This is a genomic window from Arthrobacter sp. 9V (assembly GCF_902506065.1).
GTDB lineage: Bacteria > Actinomycetota > Actinomycetes > Actinomycetales > Micrococcaceae > Arthrobacter.
Genome location: NZ_LR732912.1, coordinates 4,081,665 through 4,107,227, shown reverse-complemented (window position 1 = coordinate 4,107,227; position 25,563 = coordinate 4,081,665). Strand labels below are relative to the sequence as shown.

Genomic DNA, 25,563 nt, shown 5'->3' with positions numbered 1-25,563 from the left:
TGTTAGCCCCGGAGCCGGCTCATGGTGGGGTCGTACAGCGGATCTTCGGTCACGGTGGCCTGGATGCGGCGTCCGAAGTATTCGATTTCCACGGAGTCGCCCAGGGAGACTGCAGAGGGCAGGTAAGCGTAGGCAATCGGCTTGCGGACCGAGTATCCGTAGGCGGCGCTGGTGACGTAACCCACTGCCTGGTCCTTGTAGAACACCGGTTCCTTGCCCAGTACAAGGCTCCTGCCGTCGTCGACGGTCAAGCAGCGCAGGCGACGGGCAGAGCCTTCCTCGGTGCGGCCTTCCAACGCGGCCTTGCCGACGAAGTTCTCCTTGGTCATTTTCACGGCAAACCCGAGGCCGGCCTCGTACGGGTCGTGCTCGGTGGTCATGTCCGTGCCCCAGGAGCGGTAGCCCTTCTCCAGTCGCAGCGCGCTGAAAGCAGCACGGCCTGCGGCGATTACGCCGAACGGCTGGCCGGCCTTCCACAAAGCGTCCCAGAGGCGCTGTCCGTTGTCTGCGCTGGTGTAGAGCTCCCAGCCGAGTTCGCCCACGTAGGACAGGCGCATCGCGGTGACGGTGACGCCGCCGATGGTGACCTTCTTGGAACGGAAGTACTTCAGGCCTTCATTGCTGAAGTCATCGCTGCTGACCGTGCTGATGAGGTCGCGGGCCAGCGGACCCCACAAGCCGATGCAGCAGGTGCCGCCGGTGGTGTCACGGACCTGAACCCAGTCGCCGGCGTCGCCGTTGGCCGTTTGCTGCCGGGCTGCGCGCTCAAAGTAGGCGGTGTCAATGTTGCCGTTGGCGCCCAACTGGAAAGTATCTTCGCTGAGGCGGGCCACGGTGATGTCGCTTCGGACGCCGCCGGCCTCGTCCAGGAGGAGCGTGTACGTGACCGCACCGGGCTTCTTGGACAGGTCACCGGTGGTCAGTTCCTGCAGCAACTTCAAGGCTCCCGGGCCGGAAACCTCAAGGCGCTTCAGTGGCGTCATGTCATACATGGCAACTGCTGTACGGGTCTTCCAAGCCTCAGCTGCTGCGATGGGCGAGCTGAACATACCGGACCAGGCGTCACGGGCCGGCGGCTGCCACTCGTCAGGCATTTCCTTAAGGAGCTCAGCGTTGGCTTCGAACCAGTAGGGGCGTTCCCATCCTGCGCCTTCCAGGAAGTAGCCGCCCAGTTGCTTGTGGCGGGCGTGGAAGGGGCTGACGCGAAGGTTGCGGGGAGAGAGCTTGGGCTGGAGAGGGTGCATCACATCGTAGATTTCCACGAAGTTCTGCTGGGAGGTTTCGCTGACGTATTCGGGGGTCAGCTGGACCTCTTCGAAACGGTGGATGTCGCAGTCTCCCAGATCAATCTGCGACTTTCCGTCCACCAGCAGTTCGGCCACGGCGCGGGCAATGCCTGCTGAGTGGGTTACCCAGACGGCTTCCGCTACGAAGAAGCCGTCTACTTCCTTGGATTCGCCAACCAGTGAGCCGCCGTCCGGGGTGAAGGAGAAGATGCCGTTGAATCCGTCCTCAATTTCGCTTTCACGGAGGGCGGGCAGGATCTGCTTGGTTGCTTCCCACGCGGGGAGGAAGTCTTCCAAGGTGAAGTCCAGGCGGGAGGGCATGTTGTGTTCGGTGATGCTGCTGGGCTCGTAGCTGCCAAGCTCATCAAGGTCCACCGGCATGGGGCGGTGAGCGTAGGAACCAATGCCGTAACGCTCGCCGTGCTCGCGGTAGTAGAGGTCCTGGTCCTGGTGGCGCAGGATGGGCAGCCGGGCGCCGTTGGGCAGCTCGTTCTTGCCCTTCTGGGCGGGAACCGGAGTGGTCTTTACGTATTGGTGTGCCAGCGGGAGGAGCGGGACGGACATCCCGATCAGCTCGCCCACCTTGGCGCCCCAGAATCCGGCACAGGAAACCACGATGTCCGCAGGGATCACGCCGTCGGCCGTTTCGACGCCGGTCACGCGGGAGTTTGACTGCTCGATTCCGGTCACCTCGGTGTTGCCGATGTACTTGACGCCGGCGGCTTCGGTGCGCTTGATCAGCAACTGCACGGCGCGGGCCGCAAGAGCCAGGCCATCGGTGGGGACGTGGAGGCCACCGAGGATGTCTTCCTCATTGATCAGCGGGTAGAGCTCCTTGCATTCCTCTCGGGAGAGGATCTTGCCGTCGATGCCCCATGACTGTGCGTAGCCGAGCTTGCGCTTCAGGTCCGCCAGGCGGGTCTCCGTGGTGGCAACTTCCAGTCCGCCCACCTGGTTGAAGCAGCTCTGTCCATCCTCGGTGAGGGACAGGAGCTTTTCCACCGTGTACTTGGCAAAGAGTGCCATGGACTTGGAGGGGTTGGTCTGGAAAACCAGGCCCGGCGCGTGGGACGTTGAGCCACCGGGCATGTTCAAAGGTCCTTGGTCCAGGATGGTGATGTTGTTCCAACCGCGGGTGACCAGTTCGTCGGCGAGGTTGGTGCCAACAATCCCAGCTCCGATGATGACAATGCGAGGCGTGGATGCCATGGGGGTTCTCCTGCTGAAGTTAAGAGGGGTGAGTCTGCTGGTGTTCTAATGCTTGGTTTAGCGGAAAACCACTGTGCTGGTCTGGTCCAGCAGCACGCGGTGCTCGCAGTGCCACCTGACGGCGCGGGACAACGCCAGCGCTTCGGCGTCCTGGCCCACGGTAGAAAGTGTGGTGGGACCGTAGCTGTGATCGACGCGGATGACTTCCTGCTCGATGATCGGTCCCTCGTCCAGGTCGGCGGTGACGTAGTGGGCAGTTGCACCCACCAGTTTCACGCCGCGGTCATAAGCCTGGTGGTAGGGGCGGGCGCCCTTGAATCCCGGCAGGAACGAGTGGTGGATGTTGATGGCGCGTCCTTCAAGAGCGCGGCACAAATCGTCGGACAGTACTTGCATGTACCGGGCCAGTACCACGAGGTCCACGTTGTACTCCTCCACCAGGTCCAAAAGCTGCTGTTCGGCCTCTGCCTTGGTGTCCGGGGTGACGGGAATGTAGACGAACGGCAGGCCGGCCGCTTCAGCCATGGCGCGGTGGGTCTCATGGTTGGAGGCAACTACTACCAGGTCACCGCCGAGGCTGCCGCCCCGCCAGCGGAAGATGAGGTCATTCAGGCAGTGCCCGAACTTGGATACCATCACCAGAACCCGCTTCTTGGTTTGGTCGTGGAAGCTGAACTTCATCTCGAAGCGGTCAGCAATTGCGCTGAATTCCTCTTCGAGCCGTTCCGGGGAGTAGGACAGCGGGCCGGAGAACGCCGTCCGCAGGTGCAGCGTCTGGCGGAGGCCGTCGTCGAACTGCTGGTGCTCTTCAATGTTGAAGCCGCGCTCGTAAAGGAAGGTGGTAACCGCCTGAACAATCCCGGCGCGTTCTACGCACGACAATGTGAGTACGAACTTCTGTGCTTGCTCTTCTTTGAGCAATTCGGGCTTCGGCAGAGTGCTTACCGGTGAGTCTGTCGCCACGAGGGTCATGTCTCCTCCTTTAGATATATTCCTGGGTCCTGAACTGATATATTAGGATTGGGATTCAGCGTATACTGGTGACTCAGGCAGGTCAATAGGTTTCTTGGTTGTGAAGAAGGAGATGGCGCTGTGGCTTTTGGAACTCTGGCAATCGCCGGTGAAGACGCGAAGAAGTCTTTGGCCGACCTCGCCTATGAGCGCCTTCGGGATCGCCTCCTGATGTTGGAGATCAGGCCCGGCGACCTCCTCAATGACGAGCAGCTCGCCAAGGACCTGGAGATCGGCCGGACGCCGGTGCGCGAAGCACTCAAGCGCCTTGAGTTGGATCGGCTGGTCATCACCTATCCGCGGAGGGGTACGTTTGCCACCCGCGTGGAAGTCACGGACCTCGCCTTCATTTCCGAGATCCGGGCACAACTGGAACCCCTCGCTGCTGCGCGTGCGGCGCGGGTAGCCTCCGGCGCCACCAAGGAACACCTTCGTGAAGTGATGCGCGCCGTGGAGGACTTTGATGTCAGGGCAGCGTCGGTGGTTGAAACTTTGCGGCTGGACGCCAGCGTTCACCGGGGAATCTACGCCGCGGCCGCCAATCCGCACCTCGAGGACATCCTGATCCGCTACGACAATCTGGCTACCCGGATTTGGTGCATGGTCCTGGACCGGTTGCCGAATCTGGAGCACCATGTGCGCGAGCATCTGGACCTGCTGAGGGCTGTTATTGATGGAGAAGAGGATAAGGCTGCCGAGTTGGCCCGTGTCCACGTCAGCGGCTTTGAGCAGGCTGTGCGTCAGGCGCTTTTCGCAGCGTAGTCCCAAGCGGCAAACCTGCTGTTGACTCCGTGTTTCGTTGATTGCATACTGAAGGTTCCCGCTAATATATCACCCGGATATCAGATGCCTTCTTTGCGTCTGCCTACGGCGCTTGTGATGCAATCACAGCCTTCAGCCCTTGGAGTATCGCGTGCTTTCAAGACCCCACCTTTTCGAACACATACCGCTCACGGGCAGCAGCCGCGTGAAGCGGGGCATGGCGGAGATGCTCAAGGGCGGCGTCATCATGGACGTCGTTAACGTCGAGCAGGCCCGCATCGCCGAAGACGCCGGTGCCGTCGCCGTCATGGCGCTCGAGCGTGTCCCGGCCGATATCCGCGCCCAAGGCGGCGTCTCCCGCATGTCGGATCCGGACATGATCGATGCGATCATCGCCGCCGTGTCCATCCCGGTCATGGCCAAGGCCCGCATCGGCCACTTCGTCGAAGCCCAGGTCCTGCAGTCCCTCGGTGTTGACTACATCGACGAGTCCGAGGTCCTCACCCCGGCCGACTACATCAACCACATCGACAAGTGGAACTTCACCGTCCCCTTCGTCTGTGGCGCGACGAACCTGGGTGAGGCCCTGCGCCGCATTAACGAGGGCGCGGCCATGATCCGTTCCAAGGGCGAGGCCGGCACCGGCGATGTTTCCAACGCCACCGGCCACATGCGCAAGATCCGCTCCGAGATCGCCAAGCTCGCAGCCCTCCCCGAGGACGAGCTGTACGTAGCGGCCAAGGAACTGCAGGCCCCGTACGAGCTGGTCAAGGAAGTTGCCGCCACCGGCAAGCTCCCCGTGGTCCTGTTCACCGCCGGCGGCATCGCCACTCCGGCTGATGCTGCCATGATGATGCAGCTCGGCGCCGACGGTGTGTTCGTTGGTTCGGGTATCTTCAAGTCCGGCAACCCGGCCGAGCGCGCCGCCGCCGTCGTGAACGCCACTGCCTACTACGACGATCCTGACGTCATTGCCAAAGTCTCCCGCGGCCTGGGCGAAGCCATGGTGGGCATCAACGTCGACGACATCCCCCAACCCCACCGCCTCGCAGAGCGCGGCTGGTAAGTTACGTTGCCCCCGGCGTGCCCTGATCCTCTGCGTGCTATTCCCCGCTCTCGCTGCCGCCATTTTGCTGGCGGGCCGGGGCGGGGGCCCTTTTACGCACGCTGCCGGACCAGCGCTCACCGCTCAGTTGTGGGAGTTTTGGGGGCGGAAGGTCTCTCCACCAGGAAGCTGTTCGATAAATCGACGGGCTACCAAATCTGGGCCTGAGCGCGGCGCTCAGCGGTCATCTTCGGGCCGCGCCGTAAGGATCCTTTGAGCGCGCTCCTCCAGGATTCCGAGCGACTCCTGGATCAAGGGCGAATTGATACTGCCCCTGCGTACGGCTGCCACTATGCGGCGTGCGGGCTTCCCTTTGCCGGTGATGCGTAGCCGGACCACGTTCTCGGCACTATGAAGTGGTGCAAGCCGGGGCAGCAGGCCAACGCCCAGCCCGGCACCTACGAAAGCGATTTGGGTTTCCCACTCCACGGCCTCATGGGCAATGCGCGGTGTCACCCCCACGGCCGTGAAGGCCGCAGTGAAGAGGGCATGATAGGTGGAGCCCGCAGCTTCGGTAATCCAGGGTTCCGATGCAAGTTCTTCAAGGGTCACCGTTTCCCGCGATGCCAGGCGGTGGGTGGCGGGAATGATCACGTCCAGGGGATCGTCCAGCAGAACCGTCTGTTCGAAGCGGGGATCGTCCTCAACGTAGGTGTCGGATTGCATGGCAACGATCACCGCCAGATCAATGCGCTCGGCAACCAGAAGGTCGAAGCAGCGGGCAGGATTTGCCTCGAGCACCTGCACCTCCAGAAGGGGCCGCGTGGAGCGCAGGCTGGCGGCGAGCGGGGCCAATAACTGGGCGGCCGCCGTCGAGAATCCACCGAGCCCAAAATGGGACTGCACCTGATCGCCGGCTTCCATGGCTGCCGCGCGCAGGCTCTCCCATTCGGCAATCAGGGTGTCCGAGCCGGCAACAAGAAAGCGTCCGGTGGCGGTGAGCCGCACGCCCCGTCCGTCCTTGGTCAGCAGCTGCATCCCCAGCATGCGCTGGAGCTCCCGGAGTTGCGCGGAGACGGCGGAAGGGGAGTAGCCGGTAAGTTCCGCAGTGGCGCCTATAGTGCCGCAGCGGGCAAACACCCTAAGTGTGATGAGCCTCGCATCGATCATGCACCTATTGTGCATGGTTATTCTCTAAATCTTGCGCTTTTGTTGCGCTTCAATGATCCCTAATCTCATGATTACAAGGTTTTCGACAACGCCGCTGGCACCCAACGCAGCAGTGCTCCCCACGAAACACACTCTGACCCATGCCTCCCGGGAGGAAAACATATGTCTGCTCCAGTCTTGCCCCTTAACTCACGCGGAAAACTCGCTTCATCTTTGCCTGCAGAGCAGCTGGCGGAGATCAGCGCGTTGTTCGAGTTCCGGCGCAAGGGATTTTCCCTCGACGCGCCTTTCTACACCGATGCCACCATCTTCAAGATCGACATGGAAGCCATTTTTGGCCAGCACTGGATTTTTGCCGGCAGCGTCGCCGAGCTTCCTGAGCCTGGCGACTACGTCACGGTGGACTACGGCCCTTACTCGCTGATCGTCCTGCGAAATGACGACGGCGGCGTGAACGTCCTGCACAACGTCTGCCGCCACCGCGGCGCCCGCGTCCTGACCGAAGCAGCCGGGTCAACGGGAAACCTCGTGTGCGGCTACCACTCCTGGACGTACTCCCCGGAGGGCAACCTGATCCACGCCTCAGCACCGGGAGAGACCAAGTTCGACAAGAGCTGCTTCGGCCTCAAGCGCGCCAACAGCCGCGTGGTGGCCGGACTGATCTTCGTCTGCATCGCAGACGAGCCGCCGGCAGATTTTGATGAAACATCCAAGATCTTCGAGCCGTACCTCGCGCCCCACGATCTGTCGAAGACCAAAGTGGCCTACCAGCAGAACATCATTGAAGAGGGCAACTGGAAGCTCGTCATGGAGAACAACCGTGAGTGCTACCACTGCGATGGTCACCCTGAGCTGGCCTGTTCCCTTTTCCCCACGTGGGGCCTGACCGAGGGCCTCATCCCTGCCCACCTGGAAGAAGTATGGGACCGCAACAAGGAAGCACAGTCCTCGCTTGAGGAGCGTTGCCGCCGCTACGGCCTTCCCTATGAGGTAGTGGAGGAGCTCGACACCCGTATTGCGGGAATCCGCATCTCACGCGAATCCTTGGACGGCGAGGGCGAATCGTTCTCGGCCGATGGCCGCAGGCTATCCAAGAAGCTGCTCGGTGACTTGCCGGACTTCCGCCTTGGCCGCTGCTCCATGCACTTGCAGCCCAACAGCTGGTTCCACTTCCAGAGCGACCATGTCATCACGTTCGGCGTGTTCCCCATCAACGAGCACCAGTCCTTGGTGCGCACCACCTGGCTGGTAGCCGATGACGCCGTGGAAGGCGTGGACTACGACCTGGAGAAGCTCACCTACACCTGGAAGCAGACCAACCTGCAGGACAAGGCGTTCGTGGAACTGTGCCAGACCGGTGCCGGCAGCCCCGCCTACGAGCCCGGCCCGTACATGAAGAGCGAGTACCAAGTGGAGGCATTCATTAACTGGTACGTGCAGCGTGTCCAGGAGCACTTGGCATGACCGAACTCCTCACTGAGACGCTGGTCCAGGAGCCACACCGCATCCGTGGCCTTGAAATGCCGTGGAACAGGGTGATGGGCAGCACCGAGGGGCCAGCCAGCGCAGCCCGTGCTTTGGGTCCTTGGCATCCGCAGGAGTTCATGGCCGAATGCGTGGAGATTGTTCCCGAAGTGGGCGGCATGATGACGTTCGTGTTCCGTCGCTCCGATGGTGCGCCCCTGGCGTTCCGAGCCGGCCAGTACGTGAACGTGGCCTTCCCTGTGAACGGGGAAGACCAGGACCCGGCGGACCGAAGCTACTCGCTGTCCAGCGCCCCCACCAGGCCGTGGACCTTCGACATCACTGTTAAACGCGATCCGACGGGTCTGGTTTCACCGTGGGTGCACCAGAACATCAAACCCGGCACCGTCCTGGAGATGCTTGGCCCGGTAGGGGCGTTCCACCTGCCCGACGCCGACCGGCGGGCACGGTACCTCCTGCTGGCTGCCGGGGCCGGCATCACCCCCATCATGTCCATGGTGCGGACCATCCATTCCCTCCCGGGACAGGCTGATGTGGTGGTGCTTTATCACGGGGCTGCGGACGAGGGTTTTGCCTTTAACAAGGAGCTCGCCTATATCGCCTCGGTGGACTCGCGCATCAAGGTTTTCTACTCCCTGGGCAACCGAGCCAAACCCGCGGACTGGGAAGGGCTGAGTGGAAGGCTCACTGCGGCCATGCTGGACGAAGTGGCACCGGATGCCAACGGACGGCAGGTCTATGCGTGTGGTCCGGAGGGCTATCTGAACACCGCCACTGAGCTCCTGGGGAAGGTGGGCGTGGACGACACCTCCATCCACATGGAGTTCTTCACCGGCGATCGCCAGACCATCCTTGAATACCAGGCGGAGCTTGCTCATGCGGCGGACATCGCGGAGGAAATCGCCGAGGAAATAGCGGAATCCGCCGAGGATTACTACGAAGGCCAGCCCGCGGCGTTTGGGCTCTATGAGCCAGGTTACGACGCCGAGGGAACCTTGAAGGCGACCGGCCTGGAGCTGGAATCCGCCGAGCCGGAACCGGATGCGCCTCAAGAATCTTCCGACGACGGCTCGAGTGCGGGAGCGGAGGTTTCCACTCCCGATGCATCGAGTTTCGAGACGGTGGGAACCGGAAGCCTCACCCTGTCCTTCATGCGCACGGGCATCAATGTGCGCGTTGATCCCACCGAGCACATCCTGGGTCCGGCCCAGCGTGGAGGCGTCCGGATCGGCGCCAACTGCAAGGAGGGGATGTGCGGCTCCTGCAAGGTGGTCAAGCTGTCAGGGGAAGTGGAAATGAACCATCAGGGCGGCATTCGTGCCCGCGAAATCGATGCAGGAAAGTTCCTTCCCTGCTGCTCCACTGCCAGGACCGATATGGTGATTGACGCCTAGTTCTCAGGGCGGACTAGGTCCCGGGCCGCCTGAGTTCGGCCCTTTCCACAAGTTCGGTGATCCACGGCCGTTGCGCACGGTGGAGGGTCAAGCCTTCCGGAAGTCCCTGGACCCGGGATGTGGGACCCACAACGTCGATGGTGATTCGTCCGCTTCCCATGGGCGCGTTGCTGATGTGCAGGTCACCGTAAGATTCCGGCAATGCCGGATCGAGCCAGACCCCGCCCAAAGAGATGTGAGCGTCGTAGCGCATGAGTCCGGTGATCAGCTGGATGGGTGTGGTGGCGGCCCATGCCTGCGGCGAGCAGGCAGTGGGGTACGGCACGGGCTCCCTGAATTGTTCGCGGTCAAAACCGCAGAAGAGTTCGGGGAGCCTGCCGCCGGAAAATTCGGCCGCTTCGAGAAGGGCAGTGGCAATCCGCTGCGCTTCCTCCACAAAACCGTAGCGGAGCAACCCGGCAGCTATGAGGGCGTTGTCATGTGGCCAGACCGATCCATTGTGGTAGCTGGCAGGGTTGTAGGCGCCCATATCGCTGGCCAGTGTCCGGATACCCCAGCCGCTGAACATCTCCGGGGACATCAGCCGCTCCGCCACTAAGGGAGCCTTGTCTTCATCCACCAGCCCGAACCACAAGCAGTGACCCATATTTGAAGCACAGGCGTCCACGGGGCGCTTGTCCTTATCCAAGGCCACTGCGTAGTAGCCCTTGTCCGGGAGCCAAAACTCCTCATTGAATTTCTTTTTCAGGCGATCAGCGCGTTCGCGGAGTTCAGCTGCCAAGGTGAGGTCGCCGTCGTCGTACGCCATCCAAGCGCGTGCCATGTAGGCGCCGTGCACGTAGGCCTGGACCTCGCACAGGGCCAACGGCGGCTCGGCGATGGTGCCGTCGGCAAAATTGATGCCGTCCCAGGAGTCTTTCCAGCCCTGGTTGATGAGGCCGTGCTGGTTGGGACGCCCATACTCCACAAAGCCGTCGCCATCCCTGTCCCCGTAATCCCGGATCCAGTCGAGCGCGCGATCCGCGTTGGGGAGGAGCTCGGAAATCACATCCTTCGCGAAGCCCCAGCGGCTGACTGAGCCCAGCACAATGACAAAAAGGGGAGTGGCGTCCACGCTGCCGTAGTACGCGGACTTACCGCCCAGAGCCAAGCCGCTGGAGACGTCCAGCCGGACTTCGTGGAGGATCTTCCCCGGCTCTTCCTCGCTGACGGTGTCCACCACCGTTCCCTGGCGGTCAGCGAGCGTGCGCAGGGTTCCCAGCGCCAGGGACGGGTCAACAGGCAGGGCCATCTCCGACGCCCACAGGGAGTCGCGGCCAAACAGTGTCATGAACCATGGTGCTCCTGCGGCCACTACCACCCTGCTGGGATGGTCCGGATCCTGGATCCTCAACGCACCCAGATCCTCGTAGCTGCGCCGCAGAGTGCGTTCAATGGAGCGATTCCCTACCTGCAGCCTGGGGATCTTGGCTACCCATTCCTCCCGGCGACGATCACTGGGAGACAACTCGCCACGCGACGGATGCGTGAAAGGCTTCCCTGCCCCGCCTGATGAGGGAACTGCGGTCCCGGGCACCACGCTCACCCGGGTGCTCCAACTCCCCGAAGGCGGAATTTTGGCTGTGAAGCCCAACGCCCGGGCCCCTGCACCGGCACCCTCGGCCCGGATGACCACGCTCTTCCGGATGCCCTCCCACTTTCCGCGGATCTCCAGGGTGTCGCCCTCCGGTACGCGGGTTTCTGTCCACTGCCGCGTGATGCGGGCTTCCTTCACTTCAAAGAGATCCGCAAAATCCGATTCTGCAGTCAGCAGGATCCGGCACTCCGCGGGGCGCTTGGAGTAGTTCCGGACCGTGATCTCCTCCAGGATTCCCGCCCCCACTTCCCGTAACCGTTCCACCAGCAAGGGGCTGTCCGCGTACCCGTCCGAACGAGGTACCCGGCCCGCAAACAGAGCACGGTAGGGCTCGCGGGTTTCAGCTGCCAACGGTTCGATCATCTGGCCGTTGACGGTCAGTTCCCATCGGGACAGGATCCGGGTATCCAGATGAAAGACGCCATGGGGAAGATCGGGGTGGATGTCACCGTTGGCCGAGGAAATACAGAAGGAGGAGCCTTCCACCAACGTGACCGTTCCAGAGCCCAGCGGCCCGGCTGCGGTGTCAGCATTCCATCCAGCCACTTCATGCTCCTTACCACTGAGCTTGCGGATCAATTGAGCCCGGCGGCCGCTCCGTGGCCGCCTTCTGCATGGTTGTATCCGACGCTACGCCGGAGTGCGTGCGGGCACCAGAGTCGGGCCGGATCCCGGGACATTCATGGGCAGGCGATTCCTGCAGGCAACCCAGAGTTAATCTCAATTCCTCGTCCGGGCGACCGGAACGGGTCTATAGTGAGGGAACAGGACATTCGCTGATGCAGCCCGGCGGCCCGATATTTCTTCCGACGCCGGAGGCCCCGTAATGACCGACACCCAAATAGGCAGCTTTATTCGCGACTGTGTGGTGTTTGAGGACGACACTGAGAACGGCTTGGACTTTGACACTTTCTACGGCCTGTACATCAGCTGGTGCGTTCTCGGACGCAAAATCCCCATTCCCGACTCCGCCTTCAAGACCGCTCTGGAACTAGAGGGTCACAAACCCGTCAAGGAAAATGGCCGGAGAATCTATCCCGGCATGAGCATGGTTGGCCCGGCCGCCAGGGACTACGTGGTGAACAGCGTTCCCATGTGGAGCGAAACGGCTACTGACATCCTGGTTTCCGAAATCCGCCATCAGGCCGTGGCTTCCATCGCCTGATCCCATACCAGCGAGCTTTCAGCCCATGCCCCTAGGATTCTTAGGGGGCATGGGCTGTTCCTGTTTCCGGAGGTTTTCGCTGAAAGGTGCTAATGAAGCCGTCCATCGTTTGGTTTCGCGACGATCTGCGGGTCGCCGATAATCCGGCCTTGCGTGCCGCAGCCGACGACGGCGCGGCTGTTGCCCTTTACGTCCTCGACGAAGAATCGCCCGGGATCCGCCCCCACGGCGGCGCCGCGCGCTGGTGGCTCCACCACTCCCTGACCAACCTCCGTGAGGAACTGGACAAGCTCGGCATCCCATTGCTCCTCCGCCGCGGGCCGGCAGCCGAAATTGTCCGGAAAACCACGACGGCGATCGGTGCCGGCGGGCTGTACTGGAACCGCCGGTACGGTTCCGCGGAGCGAACGGTCGACGCCGGCATCAAGGCCTGGGCGGGCGAGGCCGGACTGCACGTCTCAAGTTTTCAGGCTTCACTTCTCCATGAACCGTGGGAAGTTACTACCAAAACGGGCGGGCAATACAAGGTCTTCACCCCGTTCTGGCGGACAGTTTCTGCACAGGACTTCCGCGAGCCGTTGGCTATCCCCGAAGCCGGCCATGGATTCAGCGGAAAGCTGCCTGTGTATGACCAACTGGAATCGTGGCACCTGCTGCCCACCAAGCCGGACTGGTCCGGCGGATTGGCCGAAATGTGGACGCCAGGCGCTGCTGCCGGTCACAAGCGGTTGGCCGAGTTCGTGGGAGCCGGCCTATCCAACTACAGCGAGGGCCGCAACCGCCCGGATACGGATGGAAGCAGTTGCCTCTCGCCTTACCTTCGCTGGGGTGAGCTCAGCCCGTTCGAGGTGTGGCATGCCCTGGGTTCCAAGCGGTCCGAAAGCGCCTCAATTTTTGCTTCCGAGTTGGGCTGGCGTGAGTTCTGCTGGCATCAGTACTTCCACAATCCAACCCTGGCAACGGCAAACCTTCGCACTGAATTTGATCGCTTTCCGTGGGCATGGCCGGGTATCAATGACGGGAGTGCCAAAGCCAGCAACGGCAAGCACCCCGGCCACGAGTCGGCGCCGGAGGAATTCCGGGCCTGGCAGCAGGGCCGCACCGGGTTCCCCATGGTGGATGCGGGGCAGCGGCAACTGTGGCATACGGGATGGATGCACAACCGCGTCCGCATGGTTGCTGCCAGCTTCCTGGTGAAAAACCTCGGCATTCACTGGCAGCTGGGGGAGCAGTGGTTCTGGGACACCCTGGTGGATGCCGATCCTGCGTCGAACCCCGCCAATTGGCAGTGGGTAGCCGGTTCCGGGGCGGACGCGTCGCCGTTCTTCAGGATCTTCAATCCGGAGGCCCAGCGCGTCAAGTTCGATCCTCAGGGGAAGTACATCGCCCACTGGATTCCGGAGTTCGGGACACCGGACTACGCGGAGGAAATTGTGGATTTGAAGACCACCAGGGCGGAAGCGCTGGAAGCGTACAAGGAGATGAGAGAGGTTCACTAAGGGGTTCCGCGGACTCGGCTAGGGCCGACTATAGGCTGGGTCCATGTCTACGGAGTCCATCCTCAAGGTCCTCATCATGGCGCTTGTGGCCATCTTCATCGCTGCCATTGGCTGGTGGGCGCGCAAGCACCCCAACCGGTCCAAGCAGTATCCGGAGCAGGTTCGCCTGCCCAAAGTGGTCCCCATCATCGGCTGGCTGTTCCTGAGCTTCGGCTTCCTCATGAGCTTGGTGTCGTTCTCCTACGATCCTTCGCCACTGGGTGCCCGCATCACCGCTGTGGCGATCTTCCTGGGCGGCCTGGTTTTCGTGCTCATGTATCGCAACTGGTACGTGGCTCCCCGCGCCCACGAGGTCGCCTTCCGGACCGTGCTCGGCAAAGAACACGTAGTTCCCTACACCGACATTGCCCACTACCGGGTGCAGGTGATGAAGGGGCAGCCCATCCTGACCGTCAAATCCGTACACGGCGCAAAACTCAGCCTGAACATACGTACCTTCGACGTGACACCTCTTATGACCGCCATTGATTTTCACCAGGTGACCGGCCACTGGCCAGCGCCCACAGACACGGTGGGCGGCGGCTCCCAGGCAGAAAAACAGCCCTCTGGAAATTAGTAGGAAGTCCGAGTATATTCGGATTCAGAGATGACCTGGATCACAGTTGGTCACGTGTTCCGCAACGGTCCCAGCACCCGGCGGCACGGCAGTCATTCACCGATGCAAAGGAGCATTTCACCATGGTGCGCGAGCTTTCCCACTACGTAGACGGCCAAAGGATTGACGGCACCTCCGGCCGGTTCAGTGATGTCTACGATCCCTGCACGGGCGAAGTCCAGGCACGGCTCCCGCTGGCCAGCGCGGACGAGGTCCGCAACGCCGTCGCAAATGCCGAAAAGGGCCAGCTCGAATGGGCGGCAATGAACCCGCAACGCCGGGGACGCATCCTCCTGAAGTTCGTGGACCTGGTCAACCAGAACATGGACGAGCTCGCCAAGCTCCTGTCCTCCGAACATGGCAAGACCTTCGCCGACGCCAAGGGCGATATCCAGCGCGGCATCGAGGTAGTGGAATTCTCAGCCGGGGCGCCGCATCTGCTCAAAGGCGAATTCTCCGACAACGCCGGCCAAGGAATTGATGTCCATTCGCTCCGCCAGCCGCTGGGCGTCGTCGCAGGCATCACGCCCTTCAACTTCCCGGCCATGATTCCGCTGTGGAAGTCCGGCCCGGCGCTCGCGGCCGGCAACGCGTTCATCCTCAAGCCCTCAGAGCGTGACCCTTCCGTGCCGCTGCGGCTTGCGGAGCTGTACAGCGAAGCCGGCGTGCCCAACGGCGTCTTCAACGTCATCAACGGTGACAAGGAAGCCGTGGACGCGTTGCTCGAAGATCCGCGCGTGAAGGCGATCGGCTTTGTGGGCTCCACTCCCATTGCCCAGTACATCTACGCAACAGCAGCCGCGCACGGCAAGCGCGCACAGTGCTTCGGCGGGGCCAAGAACCACATGGTGATCATGCCCGACGCCGATCTGGACATGGCTGCCGACGCCCTGATCGGTGCCGGGTACGGTTCCGCCGGTGAACGCTGCATGGCGATCTCCGTTGCCGTGCCGGTGGGCCAGGAAACCGCTGATGCATTGGTGGGCAAGCTGACCGAGCGCGTCAAGGACCTGAAAGTGGGCCACAGCCTGGATAAGGATTCAGATTTCGGCCCCGTGGTGGCTGCTTCCGCCAAGGAAAGGATCGAGGGCTATATCCAATCCGGCGTAGACGAAGGTGCAACGCTGGTCACCGATGGCCGCGGCCTTACCGTTGACGGCTACGATGGCGGCTTCTGGGTTGGCCCCACCCTCTTCGATAACGTCACCAAGGACATGAAGATCTACAAGGAAGAGATTTTCGGTCCCGTCCTCAGCGTGCTGCGCGCGGCTGACTACGACGAAGCGCTCAGGCTCTGCAGCGAGCACGAGTTCGGCAACGGCGTCGCAATTTTCACCCGCGATGGCGACTCCGCCCGCGACTTTGCCAGCCGGGTGGAGGTAGGCATGGTGGGCATCAACGTGCCCATCCCCGTGCCGATCGCCTATTACACGTTCGGCGGCTGGAAGGCGTCCGGTTTCGGCGACCTCAACCAGCACGGCGCCGACGCGTTCCGCTTCTACACCAAGACCAAGACCGTGACGTCGCGGTGGCCCTCCGGAATTCGCCAGGGCGCCAGCTTCATCATGCCGGCAGGCAGCTGATGGGGGCTTTGGACGCAGAGGAAGAGGTCCTGTTTGAGCGTCGCGGCCACCTCGGGATCGTGACCCTGAACCGTCCGAAAGCAGTCAACGCGCTGAACGGGGGAATGGTCAAGGCCATGCTCCAGCAGTTGGCTGACTGGGCGGACGACGACGCCGTTGCCACCGTTTTGTTGCGCGGCGCGGGCGACCGCGGGCTCTGCGCCGGCGGCGACATCGTAGCCATCTACAAGGACATGTTGCACGGCGGCACGGAGACGGCAGAGTTCTGGGCTGACGAGTACCGGCTCAACGTGCTGATCTCGCACTACCCCAAACCGTATGTGGCCTTCATGGATGGGCTCGTCCTGGGTGGCGGCGTGGGCGTTTCCGCGCACGGTTCCGTTCGCGTTGTTACCGAGCGGACGCGTACCGGGATGCCGGAAACCACCATCGGGTTCGTGCCCGACGTCGGCGGCACACTGCTGCTCTCCCGCTCACCGGGGGAGACGGGAACGCACGCTGCCTTGACCGGGGCTCACCTGTCCGGCGCGGATGCGGTGTTCCTCGGTCTCGCGGACCACTTCGTGCCGTCCGAAAGCCTCCCCGCGCTTGCGGTAGCGCTGGAAAGCTCGACGGCGGAGGCCGCCGTCGGGCGCTTCACCCAAGCAGCACCGGAGTCAGCTTTGGCGGCACAGCGGGAGTGGATTGACGCCGCCTATGTGCATGACGATGCGGAGGAGATCGTCCGGAGCCTGCGATCTTTGGGCGACGAGGCAGCTGCTGCGGCGGACACCATCGAGGCGAAATCGCCGACGTCGGTAAAAGTGACTTTGGAATCGTTGCGACGCGTCCGCGGGCTCTCGTTGGAGGAAGCCCTGGACCAGGAATACCGCGTGGGCCTGCGATGCCTGGCCGGGCCTGACTTCCGGGAGGGCATTCGCGCGCAGGTGGTGGACAAGGACCGCAACCCGCAATGGAAGCCGCCGGCTCTCGCCGAAGTCCGGGAGTCCGACGTCGAGGGCTACTTTGCGCCGCTCGGCGAGCGGGAATTGGGGCTTTCAGCCAGTCCGGTCCAGTCGAATTGAAGGAGACGATCATGACAGAGAACGCAGCTCAAACCCCGGCGACGGGACTCATCGCTTTCCTTGGATTGGGTCATATGGGTGGGCCCATGGCCGCCAACCTGATCAAAGCCGGGCACGAGGTGATTGGCTATGATCCCGTTCCGGCGGCAGTCGAAGCTGCCCTGGCTCACGGGATTCCCATGGCCTCCACGGCGCATGAAGCTGCCGCGGAGGCGGCCGTGGTGTTGACCATGTTGCCCAGCGGCAAGCACGTTTTGGATGCCTACCGCGGTGTGGACGGGCCGGGGCTGCTGTCCATCGCGAAGCCCAACACGCTGTTCCTGGACTGTTCCACCATCAATGTGGACGAAGCCCGCGAGGCTGCAGCTCTTGCCGTCGCGGCGGGTCACCGATCCGTGGATGCCCCCGTGTCCGGTGGCGTGGTGGGAGCCGAGGCCGGCACCTTGACCTTCATGGTGGGTGCTTTGCCAGAGGACTTCGAGACCGTAAAGCCCATTTTGGAGCTGATGGGCAAGAGGATTGTCCACTGCGGTGATCACGGAGCGGGGCAGGCCGCCAAGGTGTGCAACAACATGATCCTTGGTGTCTCCATGATCGCCGTTGCCGAAGCGTTTGTGCTCGGCGAGAAGCTTGGTCTCACGCATCAGGCATTGTTCGATGTCGCTTCCAACGCATCCGGCCAATGCTGGGCGTTGACCACCAATTGCCCCGTTCCTGGCCCGGTGCCCACCAGCCCGGCCAACCGCGACTACCAACCGGGCTTTGCCGGTGCGTTGATGGCCAAGGACCTGCGGCTGGCGGTGAACGCGCTGGAGAGCACGGGCGTTGCTGCGGAAATGGGTCCCTTGGCCTCGCGTATTTACGATGCCTTTGCTGCCGGGGAAGGGGCCGGGAGGGACTTCTCCGGGATCATCACGGAGATCCGCGACAAGTCCGTGTGAGAGTTGAACTGAACTTATGACGAGCGTTGGCGAGAGGGAGAGCATGACGGAGCAGTACCAGAACATTGTGGTGGAACGTCGGGGACGGGTGGGCCTGGTGACACTGAACCGGCCGGAGGCGCTGAACGCGTTGAATACTGCGCTCATGAACGAGCTCGTGGACGCAGTGACCGCCATGGACACTGATCCGGACGTTGGGGCCGTGGTGATCACGGGATCAGCCAAAGCGTTTGCTGCCGGCGCTGACATCAAGGAAATGTCCTCCAACAGCTACATGGAGATGTACGCTGCGGACTGGTTCCGGCGTTGGGAAGACCTCACCCGCCTTCGCATTCCTGTTGTTGCTGCTGTGTCCGGCTTCGCCTTGGGCGGTGGCTGTGAGCTGGCCATGATGGCGGACTTCATCATTGCGGGGGACAACGCCAAATTCGGCCAGCCGGAGATCAACCTGGGCGTGATCCCTGGAATGGGCGGTTCCCAGAGGCTTACCCGTGCTGTGGGGAAGGCCAAAGCCATGGACATGGTGTTGACGGGGCGTTTCATGGATGCCGAAGAGGCCGAGCGCTCCGGCCTGGTGTCCCGCGTGGTTCCCGCTGCAGAGGTGATCGAAGAAGCACTCAAGGCCGCCGAAGTCATTGCCTCCAAATCCAAGCCCGCCGCCATGGTGGCCAAGGAAGCCGTGAACGCAGCCTTCGAGATGGGCCTGTCACAGGGCGTGGTGTTTGAGCGCAGGGTGTTCCACTCGCTCTTTGCTACCGAGGACCAGAAGGAAGGAATGGCCGCGTTCAGCGAGAAGCGACAGCCGGAGTTCAAGCACAGATAGCACCGGACTCCGGAGCGTTTTCCCGTCCCCCATTGCCCTGCCGGCGGTTCGCCCGCACACTGTAACCAGCCGATAGCCGAACAGTCGCTCAGCGGTTAAGCCGGCACAAATTTCTGTTGGGGCAGGGACTTGGGGGGATCGTGGGGAACTTTGGTGCGTTTGCGGTGAAATCGGCGGCCCTTGCAGTGCTGCTGGCTGGTTCAACGTTGGCTGGTGTAGCTCCGGCTGCCGGGGCCGAGTCCGAGTCATGGGTGCCTCCAATGATGGGGATGCCTTACGTCGGATCGGAACTGACAATCGGGCAAACCAGAATCGATCTGCTGGACTGCCCTCCCACGGAGGAAGCCCCGCAGGGCTTCGTCTTGGAATGGCTGAGGGACGGTGTTCCCCTGCCTGCCGAACGGCAAGGCGAAGTTCTGAAGGTCACCACCGAAGATCGCGGCAGCCGCATCTCCTTCAATGTTCACGGTGTGTGCTCTGAATCGGAGATCTTCCACAGCCCGGAGACACCTCCCATTGCCGCGTCCAACCGGGCCATGGGCTGGACAGGCCGCGGGAATTATGAGCTTCTGGGGCGTACCAACACCGGTGAGTTGGTCCTGTATCCGCGGACCTATGAATCCCACTGGCAGGACGGGGGCTTTTGGGAGAGAGACCGCTATTACACCTCCACATGGGATACGCCCAGGGTTGTGGGAACGGGCTGGGCAGTATTCACCATCGTTTTCTCACCCGGTGATTTCGACGGCGACGGGCACAACGACGTCCTGGCCCGGGACAGTGCGGGAAATCTGTTCCTTTACCCAGGCAACGGTGCCGGAGGCTGGCTGCCCACAGTGCAAGTCGGTGCAGGCTGGAACATCTTCGATTCCATCATTGCCGGCGGAGACTTCAACGGCGACGGAAATAACGATGTCTTGGCCCGGGACAACGTGGGAGGCCTGTTCCTCTATCCCGGTGACGGGATCGGGGGCTGGCTGGCGCCTCAAAAAGTTGGTGCGGGCTGGCAGGTTTTCGACAAGATCATGGCCTCCGGCGACACCGACGGGGACGGCGCGATGGATGTCTTCGCCCGAGACCGCAGCGGCGTAATGCACCAATACCCAAGCAACGGCCACGGCGCATGGAAATCACCAGTCGTGGTTGGCCCGGGATGGGACGTCATGACCGACCTCATCGGCGCCGGCATGTTTCGCCCGGGCGGCCTGAACTTCAGGTCAGTGAGCGGTGGTTCCGTCAGCGAACCCAGAAATGATGTCACCGCAGTGGACAAGGAAGGGTACCTTCGCCACTACTACGGGCTACCCGGTCCGCGACTCTACGGCGGGCACCACATCGGCAACGGCTGGGACATCTTCAACACCCTTATCTGATCCGTCTCTAAAGCCACACTTGCAGGTAAGGATCGTCATGAGACTCTGAACCCATCCCGCCCTCAAATCCACCCTTCCGGAGATCCGCAAGAGCATCACCATCAACGCGCGTTGACCCGGATGGTGTGGGGGTGGCTACACCGTGGCGAGCGGCGTCTGCTTGACTCCGACCAGCCGGGCTTGAAGTTCGGCCGAGGTGGGAGGGTTGGCACCGGGCCGGCTGACGGTGATCGCTGCGGCCAGGGCAGCGGTCTGTCCAATCATTTCGAGTGCGGTCGGTGCAAACGCCTTTTCTCCTCTTGCCAGCAGTTCAAAGATGAGGGCGGCCATATATGAATCGCCGGCACCGATGGTGTCCGCAACGTTGGTCTTTGCTGATGGGATGTTGAGGCGTGTCCCGGGGGTGGCCAGGAGCGCCCCTTCAGCCCCGCGGGTGATGACTGCCAGGCGTGCTCCCTGTTTGAGGAGCCTGGATGCTACGTCGTCCAACGAAGATGTGGGATAGAGCCAGTGGGCATCTTCGTCGCTGAGTTTGATGACGTCAGTGAGGGGGATCAGATCCTCGAAGGTCTGCTTCGCTTCGGCGTGGCTGCCAAGGAGGGCCGGGCGGATGTTGGGGTCATAGGTGACCAGGCAGGAGTCGTGGCTTTGTTCGAGGAGGGTGCGTACCGTGGTGGCGCCTGGCGCCAGGAAGGTGGCGATGGATCCGGTGTGGAGGATTTTCGGGATCAAGGCCGGTGCTACGGGTGCAAGGTCCCACTGGATGTCGAACTCGTAACTGGCCGAGCCGTCCGTGGCGAGTGTGGCTGTGGCGGTGGCCGTGCGTTTGAGGGACTTTGACCCGGGGAGCAGCTGGACGCCTGCGCTGTGGAGGTGGGCGGCCACTGAGGTGCCGTGATCGTCGTCGCCGATCGCTGTGAGCAGCCCCGCTGCCACTCCTAGGCGGCCCAGGCCGTACGCCACATTCGCGGGGGAGCCGCCAGGGTAGCTGATGCTTCCTTCCCGGGTGTTCACAATGTCCACCAAGGCCTCGCCGATGACAAGGACGTCCAGTTGGTGATGGGCGGAACTGCCCGGGTGAAGGTTGTGCATCTCGGTTCTTTCGTCTGGGTGCCGGTCTTTTGAGGGGGCGGCAGGGGTATGGGTCCGTCCGCGGACCTGTAGGCAGGTCCGCGGACGGGGACAAGGGTTCCGGTTTGAACGGAAGGTCCGGCGCGGCGGTTAGGCTTTGGCCGCACCTGTCATGATGGCGACCGCGTCGGTCATGGTGTGGGATTGTGGGGTAATGGTGGCCGCACATTTGCCCAGGCGCTGGATGTGGATACGGTCTGCAACGTCAAACACGTGGGGCATATTGTGGCTGATCAGGATGACGGGCAGGCCTCGGTCACGGAGGTCCCGGACCAGCTGGAGTACCTGGTTTGATTCGCGTACTCCCAAAGCGGCTGTTGGTTCGTCGAGAACCACCACTTTGGAACCGAACGCAGCGGCGCGTGCCACCGCGACGGCTTGACGCTGGCCGCCGGAGAGATTCTCCACCGGCACGGTGACGTCCTGCAGGGTGGAGATGCCCAGGCGGGTCAACTCTTCCTTGGCTTTCCTGCGCATGCCTTTGGTGTCGAGCATCCGGAACAGGGTCCCCAAAGGTCCGGGGAGGCGCTCTTCGCGGCCCAGGAACAGGTTGGACGCAACATCCAGGGCCGGGGAAACGGCCAGGTTCTGGTAGACCGTTTCGATGCCGTGGACGCGGGCGTCCTGGGGCCGTTTGAAGTGTACTTGCTGTCCGGAGACGAAGAGTTCCCCGGTATCGGGAACCTCGGCGCCGGTGAGGCATTTGATGAGCGTGGACTTACCGGCGCCGTTGTCGCCGATGACAGCCAGAACTTCACCGGGGTAGAGGTCCAGGCTGACGCCGTCCAGGCCAACGACGCGGCCGAAGGTTTTCACGAGGTTCCTGGCTTTGAGGATGGGCTCGCGGGTTTCGGTGCCGGTGGCTTCAAATTCTGTGGTGGTCATGACTTGACCTTTCGGATCCATTGATCGACGGACACGGCAATGATGATCAGGATGCCTACGGCGAGAGTCTGGTAGAGCACGTCGAGGCCGGCGAGTGAGAGGCCGTTGCGGAAGACACCAACAATCAGCGCCCCGAGCAGCGAACCCCAGATCGAGCCACGTCCGCCGAAGAGGCTGGTGCCGCCAATCACGACGGCGGTGATGGAGTCCAGGTTCAAATCGACGCCGGCGTTGGGGCTGGCGGCGTTGGTACGGCCGATCTGGATCCAGGCACCGATCGCCAGGACCGCGCCGGCCGCGAGGTAGACGCTCATCAGGACCCGGTTGACGGGAATGCCGGCGAGCCGGGCCGCTTCTTTGTCGTCGCCCACAGCGTAGACGTGCCGTCCCCAGGCGGTCTTACCCAGGATGAAGGCCATGACAACGTAGAGGAGGAGCATCATGACCACGCCGGTGGAGATCCGGACGGGCCCAATCGGGAAGGTACTTCCCAGCCAGGTGAGCATGTCCGGCATTGCGGAGCCACGCACGGTGCTTCCACCGGAGTAGAGCAGCGTCAAGGCAATGAAAATGTTCAGTGTTCCCAGCGTGACAATGAACGGCGGGAGGCGGAACCTGGTCACCAAAAAGCCGTTCAGGGCACCGGCAGCCAATCCGACCGCAAGACCGGCAATCAGCGCAATCGGGCCAGGAATTCCGTTGCTGACCGCGAGCTGTGCGATCACCATCGAGGACAGGATCATCACCGCACCTACGGAAAGGTCAATTCCGGCTGTCAGGATGATCAGGGTCTGGGCGATTGCCAGGGTGCCCACCACGGCCACCTGCTGGGTAATCAGTGACAGGTTCTCAACGCGGAGGAACCGGTCATTGAGGAGCCCGAAGACAACTACGGCAATCAGCAGGACAATGGCCGGGCTGAGGGCTGGGTATCGGTGAAGAATGTTGCGGATTCTGCTGAGGGGAGTCTGGCGGTCGAGGAATTCCTCGGCCAGGTCAGCATGCGCGGCACTCGGGGGGCCGGCGGTCTGTTGCTGGGTCACGTAGATTGCTCCTGAACTTCCATGTTCTGTAACTGCTGTGCGCGGGGAGGCGCTTTTTCTGGCGACTCCCCGCGTTTGGTGAGGTTCTATTTGCCCCAGCAGACCTGGGATGCTTCGGTGGTGGTGATGCTCTTCACGCCGTCGGCGGGCTTGTCAGTGACGAGTTCCACGCCGGTGTTGAAGAAGTCCAGGCCCTCGGAATTGGCAGGCTTTTTGCCGGTCTTTGCCAGGTCAACAATGGCCTTCACACCCATTTCGGCCATCTTGACCGGATACTGCTGTGCGGTTGCGCCGATCACACCGGACTTGACGTTGTTCACGCCCGTGCAGCCGCCGTCAATGGAGACGATCAGGACATCCTTTTCCTTGCCTGCGGACTTCAGTGCTTCGAAAGCACCTGCGGCAGCGGGCTCGTTGATGGTGTAGACAACGTTGACATTGGGGTTCTTGGCCAGGAGGGTCTCCATTGCGGTACGTCCGCCGTCTTCTGCGCCCTGGGATGCCTGGCTGCCGACGATTTCGTATTCGCCGCCCTTGCCTCCGGTGTACGTCCCGGACTTGGCTTCGTCGCCGTTCTTCTTCTTATCCGCGGTATCGATGCCGAGGCCGGTCAGGAAGCCCTGGTCGCGGTTGTAGTCCACCGAGACAACCTTGTCGTCAAAGAGGTCGATGAGAGCGATGACGGCTTTCTTGCCTGCCAGCTGCTGAGCGGTCCACTTGCCGATGAGCTCGCCGGCATTGAAGTTGTCAGTGGCGAAGGTGATGTCCGCGGCATCGGCCGGGTCCGGAGGAGTGTCGAGGGCAATGACGAACAGGCCAGCGTCCTTTGCCTTCTTCAGTGCATCCACCACTGAAGGACCGTTGGGGGTGATCAGAATGCCCTTGTCGCCCTTGGAGATTGCATTTTCAATGGCCTGGATCTGGGTGTCCTCGTCACCGTCAGCTTTGCCGGCCGCAAGTTTAAGGTCCACGCCATCAGCTTCGGCTGCCTTCTTCGCGCCATCCTGCATGGAGACGAAGAACGGATTGGAGGTGGTCTTGACGATCAGCGAAACGCCGATCTTCTCATCAGCGCCTCCGCTGGATGAAGGGGTGGAGCCGCCTCCGCAGGCTGTCAGGCTAAGCGCGCCGAGGGTCAGGACTGCACCGGCGGCAAGAATTCGCGTCCGGGTGGACCGCGTGACTTTGGAACTCAACATTGAAACTCCTGATTTTGTGGCTGTTGGCGGTGCATTTCTGCGACTGACAACGTTGTCAGGTAACATGTAAGCAAGCTCACACGATAGAGTCAAGTACTAAATCGAGTTGAGGAGCAGCAAGTTGACAACGATGTCTAATCGTTACCAGTCCGAGCCCCGTAAGCGCCCGACGATGAAGAATGTGGCCGATCTTGCAGGCGTTGGGATCAAAACAGTCTCTCGAGTTGTAAACGACGAGCCGGGGGTTTCTGACGCGACCCGCCAACGGGTAATGCGGGCAACGGAACAACTGCAGTACCAACTGGACATCACAGCGGGCAGCCTGAAGCGTTCCGGACGCAAGACGCAGTCCATCGGCCTACTGCTCCCAAGCGTGTCCAACCCGTTCAGCGGGGAGATCCACAGGGCCATGGAAGACGCCTTGGCCGTGCGAGGAATTGCCGTTTTCGCGGCAAGCCTGGATGACGATCCTGACCGGGAGAGGAAGCTCATTTCAGCTTTCCTGGGCCGCCGGGTGGACGGCCTTGTGCTGACTACCATCGCCAAGAGCCAGGCCTACATGATCCCCGAGCATTCCCGCGATCTGCCGTTGGTGTTCATTGACCGTGAGCCTGCGGGCATTGAGGCTGACGCGGTGGTCACTGACAATGAAATTGGAGCGGCCAAGGCGGCCGCCCACCTCATCCAGCTTGGACACACCCGGCTTGCCTACCTTGGTGACCGGACGGATATCCAGACTGCCGGGAGGCGCCGGGCAGGATTCCTGGACGGCGTAGGACGAGCAGGCATTTCCACCTCCGATGTCACCGTCCGCGAGAACCTGCACGACGAAGAAACCGCAGCTCGGGCGGCTCACGAACTGCTCACCTCGGAGAACCCGCCCACGGCAATATTTTCGAGTCAAAACCTGGTGACGTTTGGCGCCATGCGGGCACTGAAAGCCCTTAACCTGCATCACAAGATTGCTCTCATTGGTTTTGATGATTTCACCCTGGCGGACATGATGGACCCCGGAGTCACGGTGATCGCCCAGCACCCTGAACGCATCGGCAAGCTTGCGGCTGAGCGGATCCTTGCCAGGATCGACGGCGACCAGAGCCCCGCCCAAACCTATGTCATCCCCACTGAACTCATCCAGCGAGGCTCCGGTGAGATCCCGCGAGCCAACGCGGAGAAATAGAAGAACAATGAGAAACCAACCAAG

Annotated in this window: 21 protein-coding genes; 13 read left to right on the top strand and 8 right to left on the bottom strand. The window is 62.1% G+C overall.

Going from position 1 to position 25,563, the window contains the following annotated elements; all coding sequences use genetic code 11:
- Positions 1-2: 2 nt before the first annotated feature.
- Together BACI9J_RS18820 and purU are read right to left on the bottom strand one after the other, a co-directional pair.
- On the bottom strand, positions 3-2,495 hold the full coding sequence (locus BACI9J_RS18820; protein WP_159735708.1) for a GcvT family protein: 2,493 nt from the start codon (positions 2,493-2,495) through the stop codon (positions 3-5).
- Between the two features lie 57 nt (positions 2,496-2,552).
- Entirely contained in the window at positions 2,553-3,467 is a 915-nt protein-coding gene (purU, locus tag BACI9J_RS18815) for a formyltetrahydrofolate deformylase (RefSeq protein WP_159735707.1), read from the bottom strand.
- Between the two features lie 120 nt (positions 3,468-3,587).
- Between purU and BACI9J_RS18810 the strand changes: the two genes are divergently transcribed.
- The gene (locus BACI9J_RS18810) at positions 3,588-4,268 is read left to right on the top strand and encodes a GntR family transcriptional regulator (RefSeq protein ID WP_159735706.1); all 681 of its coding nucleotides are present in this window, start codon (positions 3,588-3,590) and stop codon (positions 4,266-4,268) included.
- A 151-nt stretch (positions 4,269-4,419) separates the two neighbouring features.
- Entirely contained in the window at positions 4,420-5,334 is a 915-nt protein-coding gene (gene pdxS, locus BACI9J_RS18805) for a pyridoxal 5'-phosphate synthase lyase subunit PdxS (RefSeq protein ID WP_159735705.1), read from the top strand.
- Between the two features lie 216 nt (positions 5,335-5,550).
- Here the strand turns inward: pdxS and BACI9J_RS18800 are convergent, their stop codons facing one another.
- Positions 5,551-6,483, bottom strand: a complete 933-nt coding sequence (locus tag BACI9J_RS18800; protein WP_159735704.1) for a LysR family transcriptional regulator — start codon at positions 6,481-6,483, stop codon at positions 5,551-5,553.
- A gap of 162 nt (positions 6,484-6,645) precedes the next feature.
- On the opposite strand from BACI9J_RS18800, the gene BACI9J_RS18795 reads away from it, so the two are divergent.
- Together BACI9J_RS18795 and BACI9J_RS18790 are read left to right on the top strand one after the other, a co-directional pair.
- Positions 6,646-7,947: an aromatic ring-hydroxylating oxygenase subunit alpha gene (locus BACI9J_RS18795; protein WP_159735703.1), complete on the top strand. Its 1,302-nt coding sequence runs from the start codon at positions 6,646-6,648 to the stop codon at positions 7,945-7,947.
- Positions 7,944-9,362, top strand: a complete 1,419-nt coding sequence (locus BACI9J_RS18790) for a ferredoxin reductase (protein ID WP_159735702.1) — start codon at positions 7,944-7,946, stop codon at positions 9,360-9,362. The genes BACI9J_RS18795 and BACI9J_RS18790 overlap by 4 nt, the downstream gene beginning before the upstream one ends.
- 13 nt (positions 9,363-9,375) lie before the next feature.
- On the opposite strand, the gene BACI9J_RS18785 is transcribed toward BACI9J_RS18790, so the two are convergent.
- The gene (locus BACI9J_RS18785) at positions 9,376-11,544 is read right to left on the bottom strand and encodes an amylo-alpha-1,6-glucosidase (RefSeq protein WP_159735701.1); all 2,169 of its coding nucleotides are present in this window, start codon (positions 11,542-11,544) and stop codon (positions 9,376-9,378) included.
- Positions 11,545-11,824: 280 nt separating this feature from the next.
- On the opposite strand from BACI9J_RS18785, the gene BACI9J_RS18780 reads away from it, so the two are divergent.
- The 8 genes from BACI9J_RS18780 (at position 11,825) to BACI9J_RS18745 (ending at position 20,101) form a co-directional block, all read left to right on the top strand.
- Positions 11,825-12,163 (top strand): hypothetical protein, encoded by a 339-nt coding sequence (locus BACI9J_RS18780; RefSeq protein ID WP_159735700.1) that lies wholly within the window; start codon positions 11,825-11,827, stop codon positions 12,161-12,163.
- Positions 12,164-12,255: 92 nt separating this feature from the next.
- Positions 12,256-13,662, top strand: coding sequence for a cryptochrome/photolyase family protein (locus BACI9J_RS18775; RefSeq protein WP_159735699.1), 1,407 nt, complete (start codon positions 12,256-12,258; stop codon positions 13,660-13,662).
- A gap of 43 nt (positions 13,663-13,705) precedes the next feature.
- Positions 13,706-14,278, top strand: coding sequence for a hypothetical protein (locus tag BACI9J_RS18770; RefSeq protein ID WP_236558763.1), 573 nt, complete (start codon positions 13,706-13,708; stop codon positions 14,276-14,278).
- Between the two features lie 122 nt (positions 14,279-14,400).
- Positions 14,401-15,900 (top strand): CoA-acylating methylmalonate-semialdehyde dehydrogenase, encoded by a 1,500-nt coding sequence (locus tag BACI9J_RS18765; RefSeq protein ID WP_159735698.1) that lies wholly within the window; start codon positions 14,401-14,403, stop codon positions 15,898-15,900.
- Entirely contained in the window at positions 15,900-16,964 is a 1,065-nt protein-coding gene (locus BACI9J_RS18760) for an enoyl-CoA hydratase/isomerase family protein (protein ID WP_159735697.1), read from the top strand. Before BACI9J_RS18765 ends, BACI9J_RS18760 begins: the two co-directional genes overlap by 1 nt.
- Before the next feature lie 11 nt (positions 16,965-16,975).
- Positions 16,976-17,905, top strand: a complete 930-nt coding sequence (mmsB, locus tag BACI9J_RS18755; RefSeq protein ID WP_159735696.1) for a 3-hydroxyisobutyrate dehydrogenase — start codon at positions 16,976-16,978, stop codon at positions 17,903-17,905.
- A 43-nt stretch (positions 17,906-17,948) separates the two neighbouring features.
- Positions 17,949-18,728 (top strand): enoyl-CoA hydratase, encoded by a 780-nt coding sequence (locus BACI9J_RS18750; RefSeq protein ID WP_159735695.1) that lies wholly within the window; start codon positions 17,949-17,951, stop codon positions 18,726-18,728.
- Positions 18,729-18,868: 140 nt separating this feature from the next.
- Entirely contained in the window at positions 18,869-20,101 is a 1,233-nt protein-coding gene (locus BACI9J_RS18745) for an FG-GAP repeat domain-containing protein (protein ID WP_201296617.1), read from the top strand.
- 135 nt (positions 20,102-20,236) lie between these two features.
- On the opposite strand, the gene BACI9J_RS18740 is transcribed toward BACI9J_RS18745, so the two are convergent.
- The 4 genes from BACI9J_RS18740 to BACI9J_RS18725 form a co-directional block, all read right to left on the bottom strand.
- A complete protein-coding gene (locus BACI9J_RS18740) occupies positions 20,237-21,193 on the bottom strand; it encodes a carbohydrate kinase family protein (RefSeq protein ID WP_159735694.1) in 957 nt (318 codons plus the stop codon).
- A 129-nt stretch (positions 21,194-21,322) separates the two neighbouring features.
- On the bottom strand, positions 21,323-22,117 hold the full coding sequence (locus BACI9J_RS18735) for an ATP-binding cassette domain-containing protein (RefSeq protein WP_159735693.1): 795 nt from the start codon (positions 22,115-22,117) through the stop codon (positions 21,323-21,325).
- Complete coding sequence (locus tag BACI9J_RS18730) at positions 22,114-23,160, bottom strand: ABC transporter permease (protein ID WP_159735692.1); 1,047 nt, start codon at positions 23,158-23,160, stop codon at positions 22,114-22,116. Before BACI9J_RS18730 ends, BACI9J_RS18735 begins: the two co-directional genes overlap by 4 nt.
- 86 nt (positions 23,161-23,246) lie before the next feature.
- Positions 23,247-24,359 carry a substrate-binding domain-containing protein gene (locus BACI9J_RS18725; protein WP_159735691.1) on the bottom strand — a complete coding sequence of 371 codons (1,113 nt, stop codon included), beginning with the start codon at positions 24,357-24,359 and terminating at the stop codon, positions 23,247-23,249.
- 172 nt (positions 24,360-24,531) lie between these two features.
- On the opposite strand from BACI9J_RS18725, the gene BACI9J_RS18720 reads away from it, so the two are divergent.
- On the top strand, positions 24,532-25,539 hold the full coding sequence (locus BACI9J_RS18720; protein ID WP_159736557.1) for a LacI family DNA-binding transcriptional regulator: 1,008 nt from the start codon (positions 24,532-24,534) through the stop codon (positions 25,537-25,539).
- The last annotated feature ends 24 nt before the right edge of the window (positions 25,540-25,563 follow it).